Origin of the sequence: Sphingomonas sp. TREG-RG-20F-R18-01 (assembly GCF_022662475.1) — a bacterium.
GTDB lineage: Bacteria > Pseudomonadota > Alphaproteobacteria > Sphingomonadales > Sphingomonadaceae > Sphingomonas.
In genome coordinates this window covers 246,256-262,207 of sequence record NZ_JAKNQQ010000001.1, presented here as the reverse complement: position 1 = coordinate 262,207, position 15,952 = coordinate 246,256, and the positions used below count along the sequence as shown (strand labels likewise).

Sequence of the window (15,952 nt, the reverse complement as noted above, 5' to 3'; positions counted from 1 at the left end):
ACCCATGCCGGCCGCGCTTCGGATCGCTCAACTCGCAGATGCGGGCAAATCTCCGTGGAAACCACGCGAACCCCGCGCGTTGCGCATCCGCACCTCACGATCCGGAGATACCATGAGCATCGCATCGGCCCTCGGGCTCACCAAGAAGGTCCGCTACGCCGTCGTCGGCGCGGGCGACATCACCCAGTCGGCGATGATGCCAGGCATCAAGCATACCGGCAATTCGGAGCTGGTGGCGATCGTCACCGGCGACCCGGAGAAGGCGCGCAAGCTAGGCGAGTTATACGGGGTAACCGACACCTATTCCTACGAACAGTTCGACACGCTGCTCGCCTCGGGCACGATCGATGCGGTCTATCTCGGCACGCCCAACTGGCGCCACGCCGAGTTTGCGATCCCGGCGCTGGAGGCTGGCATCCATGTCCTGAGCGAAAAGCCACTCGAGATTTCGGTCGCGCTGTCGGAAAAAATCCGCGCCGCGGCGGCGGCATCGTCGGCCAAGCTGATGGTGGCGTATCGCCTGCATTTCGAGCCGGGGACGCTGGATGCGATCGATCGCATCCGCGCGGGCGAATTGGGAGACCTGGTCGCCTTCACCTCCTTCTTCGGGCAGATGGTCGACCCCGCCAACCACCGCGCCTCCAGCGGGATCGAGGCCGGTCCGCTGTTCGACATGGCACCCTATCCCATCAACGCGATCCGCTACCTGTTCGGGGCCGAGCCGGTTGCCGTCGAAGCCGCCATCGGGACGCGCCATGCCCAGTCGGGCTGTGCCGATTTCGACGATACCGTCGCGGTCACGCTGCGGATGCCAGGGGATCGGCTCGCGCAGTTCACGGTGTCCTATTACACCAACAACATCGACAGCCTGATCATCGCCGGCACCAAGGGTAGCATCCATATGAGCCCGGCTTACGGCTTTGGCATGGGGATCGCGCAGACCCGACGGATCGGCGACGAGACGACGGAGGAGACGTTCAAGACCACCGACCAGTTCGGCGGCGAGATGCGCTATTTCTCGGATTGCATCCTCAACGATCGCGAGCCCGAGCCGGATGCCGAGGAAGGCGTGGCCGACCTGCGCGTGATCGAGGGTATCGTCCGCGCCCTGAAGAGTGGTCAGCGTGAGGAACTTGCTCCGTTCGAGCGGCTACGCCGGATCGATACCAAGGCACAGGTCCAGACGCTCGGCGCTGTTACGCCCCCCAAGGACGTGAACGCGTCCAGCCCGACCCAGTAAGGCTCAGCGGTCGCCAAGCCAACGCTTGGCGACCGCAAGCCACTGTGTGGTCGCGGACACCATGCCGGCCATTTGCAGGAACGCATGGATCATCCCGGGAACCCGGTGATGCTCGACCGTCACCCCCGCTGCGCGCAGGCGACGGGCATAGGCTTCGCCTTCGTCGCGCAACGGGTCCCGCTCGCAGGTAAGGATCAGCGTGGGGGGAAGGGTGTCCAGCTGATCCGAGAGGAGCGGCGACGCTCGGGCATCTGACCGGGCGGCGTCGTCCGCCACGTACAGGTCGATTTGCCGCTCGAGATCCTCGAGCCCGATGATATTGCCGTCCTCGCTGCGGCGCGAGGGATAGTCGGCGCCGCGCCGCAGATCGGTGTTGGGATAGAGCAGCAGCTGCCCCGCCAGCGCCGGACCGCCACGGTCGCGCACCAGCATCGCCAGCGCAGTCGCGAGCGTCGCGCCGATACTGTCACCCGACAGGACGATGCGACGTGCCGGTCGTTCGGCGTGCAGCGCGATCAGGGCGGAATAACTGTCCTCCAGTTGCGCCGGGAAGCGATGTTCGGGTGCAAGCCGATAGTCGGGCGCGACGACGGTCCAGCCTGTGCGGGCGGCCAGCAGGCGCAACGCGGGGTCGTGTCCATCGAGCGTGCCTGCGATGCCTCCGCCGCCATGCAGGTGGAACAGGATTGCGTCATCGTCGTCGCTCGGCCGGAAGATGCGCGCCCCCACGCCACCGAGACTGCGCAGGCCTACCGAGAGCAGCGGCTCGGAAACGCCGCCAAAGTCCCGCAGCAACGCGGTCTGGTAACGAAACGCGGCGAGCCACGCCGCGTCGTCCGCCGCCGGGTCGCCATCCGGTGCCAATGCGGCGAGCCGGTCGAGCACCTGCCTGGCCTGGTCGTCCATCGTCTTTCTCCTGCTTTCCGTCGGGCAACGCACGGACTCGCTGAGGGATGCGGAACCCGGGCGGGGTGCCACCGCTTCTTGCGTCGGACCATCTGACGAGGATCGACGACATGGATTTGGGTATCAAGGGACGGATTGCGCTGATCAGCGGTGCGGATTCGGGCATGGGCAAGGAAACGGCACGACTGCTGCTGGCCGAAGGCGTCCGCGTGGCGCTGACCGACAAGCCGGGCGGCGATCTGGAGCAAAGCCGCGCCGACCTGGCATCGCTCGGCGAGGTCATCGCGGTCGAGGCGGACGTCACCAAGCTCGACGATGTCCGGAAACTGTTCGCCGAGGTGACCGCAAAGCTCGGCGCGCCGGACATTTACGTCAACTCGGCCGGCGTGACCGGCGCGACGGGTGATTTTCTCGACGTCGACGATGCCGGCTGGCAGGAGACGATCGAGATCAACCTGATGGGTGCCGTCCGCATGTGCCGCGAGGCGATCCCGGCGATGCGCGCCAAGGGATGGGGCCGGATCGTGCTGCTGTCGTCCGAGGATGCGGTACAGCCCTACGTCGACGAACTCGCCTATTGCGCGTCCAAGGCGGGAATCCTCAATCTCGCAAAGGGCCTGTCCAAGGCGTACGGATGCGACAACGTGCTCGTGAACAGCGTTTCGCCCGCGTTCATCGCGACGCCGATGACCGATGCCATGATGGAAAAGCGTGCCAAGGAAAACGGCACCAGTGTCGACGAGGCGATCGAGAGCTTCCTCGCGGAGGAACGGCCGGGAATGACGCTCAAGCGTCGCGGGCGGGCGGAAGAAGTCGCTGCTGCGATCGTGTTCCTGTGTTCGGAGCAGGCAAGCTTCATCAACGGCGCAGGGCTGCGCGTCGATTCGGGGTCGGTGATGACGATGGCGGTGTGATCGCCGGACCGGGTAGCGCTGGCGTCAGCGCTCCCCGGTCGGCTGCGCCGCCCGCGGGCGGCGCGCTTCGTTCAGACGTTCGAGCGAACGATCGCGGTCTCGGCCAGATGCTCGGCCAGGAACCACACTTGCGGCTCGTGCGTGCGGATGATGTTGCTGACGAGCAAGTCGTTCGTGCCGTCGTCGCCGGCTTCGTCCGCCGCTTCGGCACCTTCGCGGGCCTGGCGCAGGATGATCTCATGCGCTTCCAGCAGGCGCGCAAGCTGGGTCGGCACGTCCTCGCGACCCCTGGGCGGACGAGGAATGCGCGTCATCTCGGCGACGTCGGGCGCCATGGCGATGCTGATGCCGCCCAGCGCCATGATCCGCTCGGCGATCATGTCGACCAGATTTGCCTGCTCCTCGTAATGCTTATCGAGCAGCAGGTGGAGCTGATAGAAGGTCACGCCCGACATCTGCCAGTGGTGCTTCTTGTACAGGTCACGCAGCGTCATCGTATCGGCCAGCACCTGGTTGAGCGTGGCGACGCTCTGCGCGCGGGCATTTGCTTCCAGGGCGAGCGGCAGCTCCTTGAGCGTCTCGTACGGCTGGATCTCGCGATATTCGACCTTGTACTGCGGCTGCGCTTCCGCCGTTTGCGGGGCGGCGGCGGATTTCGGGGTCTTGCGGGCCATGGTTTGTCCTGTTTCGCTGAAGGTTCGGTAGCGCTCAAACGACGTGCCGGTGGAAAAGGGTCCAGCGTCCGTATCGCGAAAGCCGGGAAGCGCGTCCGCCGGTGCGCGACCGGACTGGAATCGTTACCGTCGATGCTGCGTGGCGTCCTCGGAACCTTCGCTTCTGTCGGCGTAATAGCCCGCCAGAACCCCGAACGCCTGCTTGCGCTGCCCCGTCTCGGCGATCAGGCCCTTGCGGTTCCAGCCTTGCTGGAAATCGGGGTTCTGCCGGCGCGGCGAGCGAAAGTCCTTCAGGATCCAGGGCGACATGCCGCGCAGCGTCTTTACGCCATCCGCCATCTTCAGCGTGGCGCGGTAATAGTCGGCCTGATATTCCTCCGAAAACTTCTGCGGCGCCGGGCCGATGTCATGGAAGCCGGCGCGCGCGTCTGCGCCGAATTCGGAAAACACTAGGGGCTTGCCGGCCGGGACCCGCCAGACGATGCCCGGCACGTCCGCCAGCCGATCGGGCGAATACCAGCCGTTGTAGGTATTGATCGCCAGCACATCGAGCGCATCGGCGAGCGGATCCGCCATGGTCATCACCGGCGCCCCCGGGCCTTGCGACCGCTCGACCAGCAACGCCGCGCTGACCAGGCGGGTATCGTCGAGGCCGCGGACATCCTGCACGAGCGTGCGGAGGAAGGCGTTGCGGGCGTCGGTCACCGGCGTCTCGTTCGCCACGCTCCAGATGCCGATCGATGCGCGATTGCGGTCGCGCAGGATGTTTTCTGCGACCATGTTGCGCGCGGTGGCCAGCGTATCGGCGTTGGACCAGGCGACCAGCCAATAGACCGGCACCTCGCTCCACACGATCAGGCCCATCTCGTCCGCCATGCGGGTCATCACCTCGGAATGCGGGTAATGCGCGAGCCGGACATAATTGCCGTGCAGCCCGTCCTTGACCTCGCTCAGCAAAGCGCGGGCCGCCGCCGGTGTCATCGCGCGGGTCGGATCGGTCCCCAGTTCCTCTTCGTGCAGGGAAATGCCGCGCAGGAAGATCGGTTTACCGTTCAGCAGGATGTCCGCCCCGCGCACGGCGATCGTGCGGAACCCGATACGGTCGCGCCACGTGTCGGATCCTGCGGCGATCGTCACGTCGTACAGCTTCGGGTGTTCCGGCGACCAGCGGACCAGCGCCCGCGGCGCGGCGACGGTTGCCCGCCAATCGCCCATGGCGTCGGTAGTGCCCGCCACGTCGAGGCCGAGCGCAGCGATACGGAAATGGACCGCCGCGTTGGCGGCCCGGGGTCCGTCGAGATGCGCCTGCACGGCCATCCTGCCGTCGCGGGTCAGGTGTACCCACGCGTCGTCGACATAGGTACCGGGCGTGGCGATCAGGCGTATGCCGCGCGTCACGCCGCCGTAATTTTCCCAGTCGGTGACGGGGGGCGGCACGGTCGCTTCGCTGGCCTGGGAATCGACCCCGATGGTGATCTGGTTGCTGCCGTCGCGCAGCTGGCCGGTTACCTCGAACGCGAAGGGCGTGAACCCGCCCGCATGCCGGCCGATGGGCTTGCCGTTGAGATAGACGACGGTGGCATAATTCGCCGCGCCAAAGCGAAGGAAATAGCGGCCCGTCCGCCCGGCGGGCGCGGGGAAGGTGCGTTGATACCACATCAGCCCCTGATAGTGACGCAACTCTGGCGCCTCGGTCAGCCAGGACGAGGGGAGGGTCGTCACCGGCGAGTGGCTGAGATCGAACTCGAACAGCGCGCGATTGTCGTCCCGCATTGCCTTGCTGACGTCCAGGTCGAGATAGCGTTGCTGCGACACGCCGGGAACCTCGCCATGAAATCCGGCGAGACCCGATCGAAACGGATCGATCGAATAATGCCACGGTCCCGACAGGTCCATCCCGTCGCGCAGGTCGGCGGAAACCAGCAACGGGCTGTTCTTGGCGGTCGCAAGGGGCAAGGGCTGCGGTTGCGGGGCGCCTTCCTGGGCGATCGCAGGCGCCGCACAGACCATCGCCGTCGCCACCAGGCGTCGCATCATTCCTGTCATCTTCATGTCGGCTCGCCCTGTTGCGGATGGAATTTCTGTCGGTTACTCAAACTTGCTGGCGGATCGGCCCGGCATTGCTTGGCGCGGCTGCGCCGTGCGTGCGCGACGATGCCAGGCAGCCCCGCGGCGTCATTCGGCGGGTTTGAATTCGAAGCTCATGCCCGCCGCCTTGTTGGGCTGGAAACCCTTCCAGAGGGACGCGACCGGTGGGCCCGGGCTGAAACCGGCGTATCGCCCGGCCGGTGCGCCGGGCCATGTCCCGTCGTCGGCATTGGGGATCAACCCTTCGATATAGGCCGCCTTACTCTGGTCGTTCTTGACGTAGCGATCGAGAAACGCGGTGATGAAGTGCGTCTGGATCGCGATGAGGCGGTCCTTGCGCCACACCGCATCCTCGAACCAATCCTGGTCCCAATAGGATTTGCGCATCTCGGGCGGCGCGCCGGTCAGCGCGATGCTGTGGCCCGCTTCGCGGAACGTGAGCAGATAACGCGGCGCGTGCGTCTCCTGATGGAACAGGGTACGTACGCCGGGATCATAGCCGACGGTGCGATCCTGGCTGCCGACGATGAACAGCGTCGGGGTCCTGATGGCGGAGACCCCCGGTGGCGCCCACATCCTCACTCCGCGGACGACGCTGGCGGGGGAAATCGCGACCACCGCCTTGAGATCGGCGACCTTCAGCGCAGCCGCCGCGGCTCCGCCAGCAACGTAGCGCGCCAGGACGCCGCGCGTTGCGCCAGCCAGGGCGGGATCGAGCGGCGCGCCCGCCGCCGTGAGGACGCCGTAGCCCCCCATGGAATAGCCGATCAATGCGGTACGCGTGCCGTCGGTATTGGCGAATGGCGCTTCGCCCGCCCGGGCACGACGCTGCACCTCGGCGGCGACGAACGCGATGTCGAGCGGCCTCCGCGCGATCGGCCCCGCGGCTGCGGCGGCGGTCCGGATCGTGATCGAGGGGTCGCGAAACGCCGGAACGACCACGACATAACCCTTGCTCGCCAGGTTTTCCCCCAGCCAGGATAGCGCCTCGGGCGTATTGCTGTAGCCGTGCGCCAGGATCACCAGCGGGAACCGCCCGGTTGCGCCGACGGTGCGGGGGGTTGCGAGGCCCGCGACGGTAAAGGCGACGTCGGCGCCGTCGGCCCCGGGCAACGCGCTGCGATAGAGGGTGCCGCCACCCGCAGTTGCCGCGGGGTACCAGATCTTGAGGTGCAGCCGCCGGTCGACGATCGCCGGCTTCTCAGCGCCCTGCAAGGGATCCGCCTGGGCCGGCTGAACGAGGTCGAGATCCACCACACCGACCGGATGAGTACCCAAAGCGGCAAGCTCGGGCGCATCTACCGGCGGCCGTGCCGGGGCATCCTGCGCGGTGGCTTGCGCCAGCGACAGCAAGGCGGCGGTGCTCGCGATCGCGATTACCAGGGTCGGACGAACCATAGGACCATTCCGCTCCATAGCAGGGCGTGACGAGGCCGTCTGGCTCCCCCGACGCTCAGAAATTGACCCCTAGCCGAAGCCCGCCGTAGCGGCGGAAGTCGCGCGGCAGCAGCGCCTGGGTCGCGAGCTTGTTACCGAAGTTCGCTGCCGAGTTGACGAGGGACGGGTAATATTGCTGATCGAACAGATTGTTGACGAAGGCGACGATTTCCCATTTGCGGTCTGCGTCGCGGACGCCGAGGCCCGCGTTGACGATGTGATAGGCGCCCTGGAAGGTCTGCGGATCCTCGGCGACGTAATATACGCTGCTCTGATACTGCCAGTTCAGCTGAGCGATACCCTTCAGCGTCTCGGTCAGCGACGGCGAGAAGTCGGCCCCGACCGAGAACTTCCATTCCGGCGCCTGTACGGCGCGTTGTCCGGTCAGGTTCTGGAAGGTGGGCGACGTCGGCGGCAGGCACGTCGCCGGAACCTGCTGGCGGGGATAGCATTGCGCGACGTCGAACGACGTATATTTGGCGTCGAGATAGGTGAACGAGCCGGTCAGCGCCAATGTCCCGAGCCGTGCCGCGCTGTCGATCTCGATACCCTTGGTGTTCAACCCGCCGACGTTGGTCAGGCGGAAGTTGGTCGTTCCATCCGCCAGCGTCTCGATCGATTGCGCCTGCAGGTTTTTGTAATTGGTATCGAAGAAGGTGAGGTTCAGCGTCAGCTTGCGATCGAAGAACTGCATGCGCGCGCCAAGTTCCTTGTCACGGGAGCGTTCGGGCTTGATCGGGCCGGCCGCCGCGCGGTTGGCGTTGAAGCCGGTGGTCAGATCGTAGGTCTGGCCCTTGTAGCCGGTCGAATAGGTCGCGAAGAAGGTGAGGTCGCGGGTCAGGTTGTAGCTGCCACTGACGCGATAGGTCCCGGCCGTATCCTCGGCGCTTCCGCTGAAGAGGGACGGGTTCGGGGCGACCGCCAGATTGTCCTTGAACGTGTACGACACGCGTTCGTTCTGCACCCGTCCGCCGCCGGTCAACGTCAGCCGCGGCAGGATTTCCCAGTTGATCTGCGCGAAGCCGGCGACCTGCCGCGACTTGGATGTCGCGAACCAGTTGGCGAGCGAGAACGCCGGACCGCGAACGAACGGCCGCTCGAACTGCACGTTCGCGTAATAGGCGCCGATCGTATAGCGGAACGGATTGCTGCTGGGCGAAAGCAGCCGCACTTCCTGCGTGAACAGCTTGGACCGGAAGGTGCCGATCTGGGTGTTGCTGCCGACCGCTGCCGGTGCCGCGGTGTCGTCATGGTCCAGATAGTCGTGCAGGACGAACCGATCATAGGACGTGATCGAGACCAGCGTCATGGCGCCGAGCCCGATGTCCCCCCGCAGCGATCCTCCGCCGCCCTGATAGTTGGTTCGCGCATCGTAATTGTTGCTGATCGCCTGATTGGTCTCGCTGACCGTGACTCCGGGAAGCGCGACCGCGGCGGTCTGGCCAGCGCTGTTGCGGAGTAGCGCGTTCGGGTCCAGCCGGATGAACGGCCGGCCGACCGTCGAGTTGCCGTTGAGATAATTGCCTGACAGCGTGAAGGTCGCGGTCGGCGTGGGTTCCCACCGGATCTTGCCGCGCGTGTTGAAGGCCTCGCGCCCGTTCACCCGCTTGTTGTTGAACAGGTTGCGGACATTTCCGTCCCAGGTGGAATAGCTCGCCGACAGCACGTAGCCGAGTTCCGGACTGATCGGCCCGGAGACGCTGAAGTTCCCGCCATATTCCCGGTCCGTCGTCACCAGCGCATTGGCGCGCACGCGCAGCGTGCTGGTGGGGGAGCGGGTGATGATGTTGATCAGGCCGGCCGATGCCGCCTTGCCGTACAAGGTGCTCTGCGGGCCACGCAGGACTTCGATCCGTTCGACGTCCGGCAGATCGGTGAAGGCCCGCGCCTGGAACGCGAGCGGCACTTCGTCGACCAGCACGGCGACGCTGGATTCGACCCCGATCCCGAAGGCGAACGTGCCGACGCCGCGCAGCGATACGTTGGCATTCACGGGGTGCTCGGCGGGGCGCACGGTCAGCGACGGCGCCACCTTGCCGAGGTCCTGAAACTGCGTGACGCCGCTGGATTTCAACTGCGCCTCGCCAACGACCGAGACCGCGAGCGGCACACGCTGGATGTTTTCGGCGCGCTTCTGGGCGGTCACGATGATGTCGCCATCGGTGGCGGAGGGCGACGCAGCGTCCGACGTCGCGGGCGGGGCTTCCTGCAGGGCGGACGGATCTGCCGGTTTGGCCGGAACCGGCGCGGCCAGCGCTGGCGTAACACCTAGGCCGAGCGACAGCGCGAGTGCGCCGCGTGCGACAGACGTATGCAATCCGATCATGCATCCCCCCAATTTTCATGGCGACTCTCTGGTGCGCTCGCCTATTGAGCTAACAAATGGCCTGACCAAATGCAAGTATTGTATGACCACCCTGGTCAGGGACGTTGGTTCTGGCCAAGGCCATGGGAGCTTGGCAGATTTGCGCGTGCCTATGCGCGCGGTGGTCCGTGTTCTGCCCGGAAGCCGGGTAACCATCCTTAAACATGCACTGCGCTAGAGCGATCGCGGGCACCGGCCGCGGGTCGGCAACGGGAGATGGGCGCTGTCCGGGATGACGATCGATCCGCTGCGACACATGGTTTGGATGACAGCCGGGCGGGCGCGCGCATATCGCTGGATCCTGATCGTAGTGTCGCTCGTGGCGGCCCTGGGCACGGTCCTCACCGCGCGACATGGCATCGATCTCATGGGGAAGCCGCTGGGCACCGACTTCCTGGCATTCTGGACGGCTTCGAAGCTTGCCTTGGCCGGGCGGAGCGGCGCAGCCTATGACCTTGCGCAACTGTACGCGATCCAGCGGGCGGCCATGCCGGTCGAACCCGGGCCTTCGTTCCTGTATCCGCCGCCATTCCTGTTGCTGTGCCTGCCACTCGGACTGGTCCCGTATTTCGTCGCGTTGATCGGCTGGCTGCTGGTCACCGGGGCGGCCTACTGGCTGGCGTTGAGGAGATGGCTGGGCCTGTCACCCCGCGTCGCGTCGGGGGGCGCGCTGACCGCTTTCGCGTTTCCGGCAGTGTTGATGAACACCGGCCATGGCCAGAATGGCTTCCTGACCTGCGCCTTGCTCGGGAGCGGGCTATGGCTGATTGATCGACGCCCCTGGCTCGCGGGGGCGTTGCTCGGCCTGCTGGTCATCAAGCCGCAGATCGCGCTGGCAATCCCGGTGTTGGTGCTGGCGAGCGGTCGATGGCGGGTAGCGGTCGCCGGCGCGGCGACTGCGATCGCCGCGTGCGGAGCGTCGTGGTTCGTGTTCGGCCCATCGGTCTGGACGGGGTTCCTGGCGGGCAGCGCAACGGGGCGCGCGATCCTCGAGCAGGGGCTGGTCGAACCGGGCAAGATGGTGAGCCTCTTTTCTGCCGTCCGCGTGCTGGGTGGCGGAATTGGCCTGGCCTACGGCTTGCAGGGCCTGGCGGCGGGCGGCGCGGTCGGCCTGCTCGTCATCATCGCCCGCGTGCGGGGAACGAACGCGCGGGGGCAGGGGGCCGTGTGCGTCGCCGCCATGACGCTGATGAGCCCGTTCCTGCTCGACTATGACCTGATCGTTACCGCCATTCCGCTGGCCTGGCTGTGGACCGAGGGACTACGGCGCGGCTTTCTGCCCTGGGAGAAAGCCGTGCTCCTCGCGGGCTACATCCTGCCACTCGTCGCGCGCGACCTCGCGCTGCACCTGGGTGTGCCGGTCGGGCCCGTGGTAATGGCAGCGGTACTGTTGGCTTGCGCGCGCGCGGCGTTGCATGGCAGCGGTGCAAGGGTGGACGGTCGCTGGGTATTCCACGGGTGGAATGGCCGGACGGGTGTCCGTCGTGCGGAGCAACGGCCCGCACGACCGGTGGCCCGGTGAAGCTGCACCGCACGCTTCATTAACTATTCTTTTCTACACTTTTCCTGGCGCCGCGATCCTTGCTGCGCGAATGGAAGGCGAAGATATGGCGGGCCGTCCGCTGAACCCAATCGCACCGCACCCGCTCGACAAGCCATTCCTGCTGTACGGCGTCCTGTGTTTCGTCGCTGGCCTTGCGATGTATCTCTCTGGAGTGCTGCTGGTCTTTCCCCGCTATCTGCTGGGTCTGCATGCGTTACTCGATCCCGTCGCCGAGTGGCTGGTATGGTATAGCGGCGTTCCGATCATGATCGGCATCGTCCTCGCGCTGTTCGATCTCCTGTTCATGCTGCAGCGGAAGAAACCCGACATACCGGTGCGGTATACTCCCGTACAACGACGTCGCGTCACCGTCGCGTTGACGGCCTATAACGACGAGGACAGCATCGCCGGAGCGGTCGAGGATTTTTTGGCCCACCCGTTGGTGGAGCGGGTCATCGTCGTCAGCAACAACAGCCACGACGCGACGTTCGCCCGTGCCGAGGCCGCCGGAGCGCTGACCTTCAACGAGCCGGCACCGGGGTATGGCCGGTGTGTCCATCGCTGCATGAGCGAGGCCGTGCGGTTCGACGATACCGAGTTCGTCGTCGTATGCGAAGGGGACAGCACGTTCCGCGCTTATGATGTCGAAAAGCTGCTCGCTTATGCGCCGCATGCCGACATCGTGAACGGATCCCGCATTGTCGAGCCGCTGCGACAGTATCTGACCCAGCTGACCGTCTTCATGTACTATGGCAATCTGTTCGTCGGCAAGTTGCTGGAGGCGAAGCATCTCGGGCGCGGCACGATCACCGATGTCGGCACGACCTATAAATTGTGCCGTCGCGATGCACTGATCAGGCTGCTGCCGCACCTCAACCCGGCGGTAAATCTGGAGTTCAACGCCCACTTCCTCGATACGGCGCTTCGGCGGGGTTTGCTGCTGCTGGAATGTCCGATTACCTTCCATGCCCGCATCGGTCTCAGGAAGGGGGGCAACATCAACAATTGGCGCGGTTTCTCCGTGGGGACGCGGATGATCTACGGCCTGCTTTCGGATTGGAAGCGCTACGCATGAGCGGCGATTATCACGGGTCACGGCTGACCGAGAGCCACCGCCGCGGTGCCGTTTGGCGCGCCCTCTGGCGTTACGTCTTCCGGCATCGCATCGCCGCGGACGCCTGCGTGCTCGACCTGGGCGCTGGCTATGGCGATTTTGTCAACAGCGTCACGGCCCGACGGCGGATCGCGGTCGACACCTGGGCCGGGCTCGCCGAGCACGTGGCCCCCGGTGTCGAGGCGCTCATCACCCCGGTCACGGATCTGAGCGCAATCGACGACGCCAGTGTCGATTTCGCGTTCGCATCGAATGTGTTCGAGCATCTGACGCAGGATACGTTCATCGTCGCGCTGCGCGAGATCGCGCGCACGCTGGCGAGCCGCGGGACGCTGACCATCCTGCAGCCGAACTATCGGTACGCGTTTCGCGAATATTTTGACGATTACACCCATGTCGCGGTCTATTCGCACATCAGTTTGGCGGATCTGCTGACCGCGCATGGTTGGGATGTCACCGAGGTACGGCCGCGCTTCCTGCCGTTGACGGTCAAGTCGCGTTTCCCGGTCTGGCCATGGTTGATCGCGGCCTATCTGGCCTCGCCGATCAAGCCGATGGGCAAGCAAATGCTGCTCGTGGCCCGACCGCGATGATGCCGACCGCATCGCGTCCCGACTGGCGTTGGTGGGCGCTGCGCTGCGGGATCGCGGTGGCGCTGGTGTTGCTGGCCGCGGATCTGGCAAAGCTTTTGTATCTCGCGGCCACCGCGATCCCGTATCGCTACGACCTCGATTATGGGGAAGGGATCGTCTGGCAACAGATGATCAACATCGTCGGCGGCCAGGGATATGCGCCGCTCGGGGTGTTCCCGGCGATCGTCTACCATTATCCCCCCGTCTATTATCTTGTCGTACACGGTCTGGCATCGCTGTTCGGCACGGATGGGCTGGCAACCGGGCGGATGGTGTCGCTCCTGTCGACGCTCGTCTCGATGGGCCTGGTCGGATATCTCGCCTATGCCGCCATGCCGTCCTGTCGGCCGCGGCCAGCGCGGCTTGTCGCGGCGCTGATCGCGGGGGGATGCCTTGCCAGCGCGCCGACCATCCTGTCGTGGGCCAGTCTGATGCGCGTCGATATGCTGGCTGGCGCATTCTCCCTCGGCGGCCTGGCGCTGACGTTGGGCGCTTGGAAGCGGCCCATGCGGATTGCACTGGCGGCGCTGTGCTTCGTGCTGGCGGTCTATACCAAGCAGACCTCGATCGCCGCGCCCGCCGCGGCCTTCGCCACCCTTTGGCTGGTGCGGCCGCGTGCCGCCTGGATACTGTTCGGATGGTGTGCGGCGCTGGGGCTGGGCACACTGGCGGGGCTGAGCCTGATGAGCCACGGCGGCTTCCTCCGCCATACGCTGCTGTACAATTTGAACCGGGTCGATCTGCCGCGTGTCCAGATCCTCGAATATGTCATCCTTTCGCAGATCAGCACCGTGGCGGTCGCGATCCTGGGCGTTGGCGCAACATGGCAGCGCTTGAGGCCGACCGCCGTTGCCAGGCTGCGGACCCGGTTGGCTGCCAGACCCGGTGACTTCGCGGCATGCCTTCTGGCGGTTTTCCTTGCGATCAAGACCGCCATGCTGCCCATGGTGATGAAGTCCGGGGCCAGCGACAATTATCTGATCGAATGGCTGTATGCGGTTGCGGTGTTTGTCGGGATCGGCGCGCTGCCCGTCATCCAGGCTGCGCGCCCTGCGGGGCGCTGGCCACGGCTGTTCCTGATCGCGGTGGTCGTGGTGGGTATCCCCACACAAGCGTATCGTGCGCTGGTTGCCGACAGCGAGCGTGACATGGCGACGACACCGTATGACAGGATCGCCGCGCGCATCGCCCGGTCGCCGCGTCCGGTCGTGTCGGACGCGATGGTGCTGCTGATCCGTGGCGGCCAGCCCGTGCGGTGGGAGCCGGCGATCGCGGCTGAGCTCGGCCATGCGGGGCTGTATGACGAAGCCGCGTTTGCCAGGCGCATCCGTGCCAAGCAGTTCGGCTTTTTCGTGACGGTCGGCAATCGTGGCGAGCGGATTTATGATGAACGCTACAATCCGGTCGTCGCCGACGCGATCGATGCAGCCTATCCGCGACTGGAGCAGCACGGCCAACTGGTCCTTCATTTGCCGCGATAGGCGGGATCCATCCGTCGTCGTCGGGACGAACCGATCGGGTGAAAACCGCAAGCCTGCGAAATTGGGGATAACCAACTTTGCCTTGCGCTATAGCGCGGGCAGAGCGCGGGTCGTAACGACAGGCATCCCAAGCGAAGGTTCGCGGCACCGATGACAACCGCCCGCCAGCGACGGCTGATTGCGATGACCGTGTGCGCGAGCCTGGGCGGTTGCGCGCACTATGCCGCGCTGCCGTTGCCCACGGCCGCGCCACTCGTCGCCACCCCAGCCGCGCTGGACCGGGCGCCCGCAGGGGGCGCGCTCCGGGTCGAACAGGTGGTCGATCTGGCGCTCGCCAACAATCCCGAGCTCAAGGCGGCACGCTTGCGCAGCAGCGTGGCGACCGCGCAGACCCGGCAGGCGGGGCTGTTCGCCAATCCTGCGATCGGGGGCGCGTTCCTGCCGCTGCTGTCCGGGGCGGGGAGCGTCCCGGCATGGAACGTCGGGCTGACGCAGGATATCAAGACGATCATCACCTATCGCTCGCGGCGCCGCGCGGCGCTGGATGGCCAGCGACAGGTCGCCGCCGATCTGGTCTGGCAGGAATGGCAGGTCGCCGGGCAGGCCCGCCAGATCGCGAGCGACCTGATCCTGACCGCGCGCAGCCGTGCCAGCTACGTTGCGACCTACGCGCTGCTGGCCGACCGCAACGCCAAACTCGAACGCGCGCTCGCTGCGCGAACCGTGACGCTGATGACGGTCGCGCCCGACCGGGTCGCGCTGCAAGCGGCGCGGACCGCGCTCGATGCGCTCGACCAGACCCGGCTCGTCCTGTTGCATCAGCTGGACGCGTTGCTCGGACTGGTGCCGGGGGTGGCGGTTCCACTCGCTTCGTCCGTGGATTTGCCGCCGTTCGATCCCGCCGCGATTCGCGCCGATCTGGCGACACTGCCGACGCGGCGGCCGGACCTGATCGCGCTGCGGCTCGGCTACGCTGCGGCGGACGAGCAGGTGCGTGCCGCGATCGTTGCGCAATTCCCCGACCTGATCCTTGGCGGCAGCATCGCAAGCGACAGTTCCAAAGTGATCAACGCCGGTCCGAGCGCGCAGATCGGCCTGCCCATCTTCGACCGCAACCAGGGCAATATCGCGATCGCCCGGGCGACGCGCGCGCAGCTCAACGCCGATTACGCAGCGCGGCTGGCGGCCGCGACGGGAACGGTCGGGGCATTGCTGCGCGAATACGAGCAACTGGCGGCGCAGCTCGATATCGCCCGGCGCGATCTGCCCGCCGCCGAGCGTGCCGCGGCGCGGGCGCAGAGCGCGTTCGGCGCGTCCAACATCGATGAGCGCGGCTATGTCGACCTGGTGTCGAACCGCTTCGCCAAGGAACAGGAAATCATGACGCTGGAACGCGCGCTGATCGACCGCCGGATTGCGGTCCAGACGCTGGTCGGGGCGGGGCTGCCGACCGTCGACCTGCCACCGATGCCGGGGGCGGGACATTGACCCGGCGCGCGCGGGTTGCGCCCTTTTTGTTGCTGGTGGCCCTTTCGGCCTGCGGCACCGACGCGTCCGA

The 15,952-nt window shown here is 66.1% G+C and carries 12 protein-coding genes; 7 read left to right on the top strand and 5 right to left on the bottom strand.

Annotation, left to right across the window (positions count from 1 at the left end):
* Nucleotides 1–112 precede the first annotated feature (112 nt).
* Complete coding sequence (locus L8K25_RS01215) at nucleotides 113–1,240, top strand: Gfo/Idh/MocA family oxidoreductase (RefSeq protein ID WP_242137110.1); 1,128 nt, start codon at nucleotides 113–115, stop codon at nucleotides 1,238–1,240.
* Nucleotides 1,241–1,243: 3 nt separating this feature from the next.
* On the opposite strand, the gene L8K25_RS01210 is transcribed toward L8K25_RS01215, so the two are convergent.
* Nucleotides 1,244–2,146, bottom strand: coding sequence for an alpha/beta hydrolase (locus L8K25_RS01210; protein WP_242137109.1), 903 nt, complete (start codon nucleotides 2,144–2,146; stop codon nucleotides 1,244–1,246).
* A 110-nt stretch (nucleotides 2,147–2,256) separates the two neighbouring features.
* On the opposite strand from L8K25_RS01210, the gene L8K25_RS01205 reads away from it, so the two are divergent.
* Complete coding sequence (locus L8K25_RS01205) at nucleotides 2,257–3,060, top strand: SDR family oxidoreductase (RefSeq protein WP_242137108.1); 804 nt, start codon at nucleotides 2,257–2,259, stop codon at nucleotides 3,058–3,060.
* 71 nt (nucleotides 3,061–3,131) lie between these two features.
* Here the strand turns inward: L8K25_RS01205 and L8K25_RS01200 are convergent, their stop codons facing one another.
* From L8K25_RS01200 to L8K25_RS01185, 4 genes are all read right to left on the bottom strand, one after another.
* Nucleotides 3,132–3,734: a DNA starvation/stationary phase protection protein gene (locus tag L8K25_RS01200; protein ID WP_242137107.1), complete on the bottom strand. Its 603-nt coding sequence runs from the start codon at nucleotides 3,732–3,734 to the stop codon at nucleotides 3,132–3,134.
* A gap of 123 nt (nucleotides 3,735–3,857) precedes the next feature.
* The gene (locus L8K25_RS01195) at nucleotides 3,858–5,786 is read right to left on the bottom strand and encodes a glycoside hydrolase family 2 TIM barrel-domain containing protein (RefSeq protein ID WP_242137106.1); all 1,929 of its coding nucleotides are present in this window, start codon (nucleotides 5,784–5,786) and stop codon (nucleotides 3,858–3,860) included.
* A 123-nt stretch (nucleotides 5,787–5,909) separates the two neighbouring features.
* Nucleotides 5,910–7,220: a dienelactone hydrolase gene (locus L8K25_RS01190; protein WP_242137105.1), complete on the bottom strand. Its 1,311-nt coding sequence runs from the start codon at nucleotides 7,218–7,220 to the stop codon at nucleotides 5,910–5,912.
* Between the two features lie 55 nt (nucleotides 7,221–7,275).
* Nucleotides 7,276–9,585, bottom strand: a complete 2,310-nt coding sequence (locus L8K25_RS01185; protein WP_242137104.1) for a TonB-dependent receptor — start codon at nucleotides 9,583–9,585, stop codon at nucleotides 7,276–7,278.
* A 271-nt stretch (nucleotides 9,586–9,856) separates the two neighbouring features.
* Between L8K25_RS01185 and L8K25_RS01180 the strand changes: the two genes are divergently transcribed.
* The 5 genes from L8K25_RS01180 (at nucleotide 9,857) to L8K25_RS01160 (ending at nucleotide 15,882) form a co-directional block, all read left to right on the top strand.
* Nucleotides 9,857–11,146: a glycosyltransferase family 87 protein gene (locus L8K25_RS01180; protein WP_242137103.1), complete on the top strand. Its 1,290-nt coding sequence runs from the start codon at nucleotides 9,857–9,859 to the stop codon at nucleotides 11,144–11,146.
* An 85-nt stretch (nucleotides 11,147–11,231) separates the two neighbouring features.
* Nucleotides 11,232–12,242 carry a glycosyltransferase gene (locus L8K25_RS01175; protein WP_242137102.1) on the top strand — a complete coding sequence of 337 codons (1,011 nt, stop codon included), beginning with the start codon at nucleotides 11,232–11,234 and terminating at the stop codon, nucleotides 12,240–12,242.
* On the top strand, nucleotides 12,239–12,874 hold the full coding sequence (locus L8K25_RS01170; protein WP_242137101.1) for a methyltransferase domain-containing protein: 636 nt from the start codon (nucleotides 12,239–12,241) through the stop codon (nucleotides 12,872–12,874). The genes L8K25_RS01175 and L8K25_RS01170 overlap by 4 nt, the downstream gene beginning before the upstream one ends.
* Entirely contained in the window at nucleotides 12,871–14,394 is a 1,524-nt protein-coding gene (locus L8K25_RS01165) for a hypothetical protein (protein ID WP_242137100.1), read from the top strand. The genes L8K25_RS01170 and L8K25_RS01165 overlap by 4 nt, the downstream gene beginning before the upstream one ends.
* Nucleotides 14,395–14,544: 150 nt before the next feature.
* Nucleotides 14,545–15,882 carry a TolC family protein gene (locus tag L8K25_RS01160; RefSeq protein WP_242137099.1) on the top strand — a complete coding sequence of 446 codons (1,338 nt, stop codon included), beginning with the start codon at nucleotides 14,545–14,547 and terminating at the stop codon, nucleotides 15,880–15,882.
* Nucleotides 15,883–15,952: the final 70 nt, after the last annotated feature.

Excerpts from the sequence above, each read along its gene's own strand:
- L8K25_RS01215 (WP_242137110.1), top strand. The coding sequence starts at position 113 with ATGAGCATCGCATCGGCCCTCGGGCTCACCAAGAAGGTCCGCTACGCC.
- L8K25_RS01210 (WP_242137109.1), bottom strand. The coding sequence starts at position 2,146 with ATGGACGACCAGGCCAGGCAGGTGCTCGACCGGCTCGCCGCATTGGCA.
- L8K25_RS01205 (WP_242137108.1), top strand. The coding sequence starts at position 2,257 with ATGGATTTGGGTATCAAGGGACGGATTGCGCTGATCAGCGGTGCGGAT.
- L8K25_RS01200 (WP_242137107.1), bottom strand. The coding sequence starts at position 3,734 with ATGGCCCGCAAGACCCCGAAATCCGCCGCCGCCCCGCAAACGGCGGAA.
- L8K25_RS01195 (WP_242137106.1), bottom strand. The coding sequence starts at position 5,786 with ATGAAGATGACAGGAATGATGCGACGCCTGGTGGCGACGGCGATGGTC.
- L8K25_RS01190 (WP_242137105.1), bottom strand. The coding sequence starts at position 7,220 with ATGGTTCGTCCGACCCTGGTAATCGCGATCGCGAGCACCGCCGCCTTG.
- L8K25_RS01185 (WP_242137104.1), bottom strand. The coding sequence starts at position 9,585 with ATGATCGGATTGCATACGTCTGTCGCACGCGGCGCACTCGCGCTGTCG.
- L8K25_RS01180 (WP_242137103.1), top strand. The coding sequence starts at position 9,857 with ATGACGATCGATCCGCTGCGACACATGGTTTGGATGACAGCCGGGCGG.
- L8K25_RS01175 (WP_242137102.1), top strand. The coding sequence starts at position 11,232 with ATGGCGGGCCGTCCGCTGAACCCAATCGCACCGCACCCGCTCGACAAG.
- L8K25_RS01170 (WP_242137101.1), top strand. The coding sequence starts at position 12,239 with ATGAGCGGCGATTATCACGGGTCACGGCTGACCGAGAGCCACCGCCGC.
- L8K25_RS01165 (WP_242137100.1), top strand. The coding sequence starts at position 12,871 with ATGATGCCGACCGCATCGCGTCCCGACTGGCGTTGGTGGGCGCTGCGC.
- L8K25_RS01160 (WP_242137099.1), top strand. The coding sequence starts at position 14,545 with ATGACAACCGCCCGCCAGCGACGGCTGATTGCGATGACCGTGTGCGCG.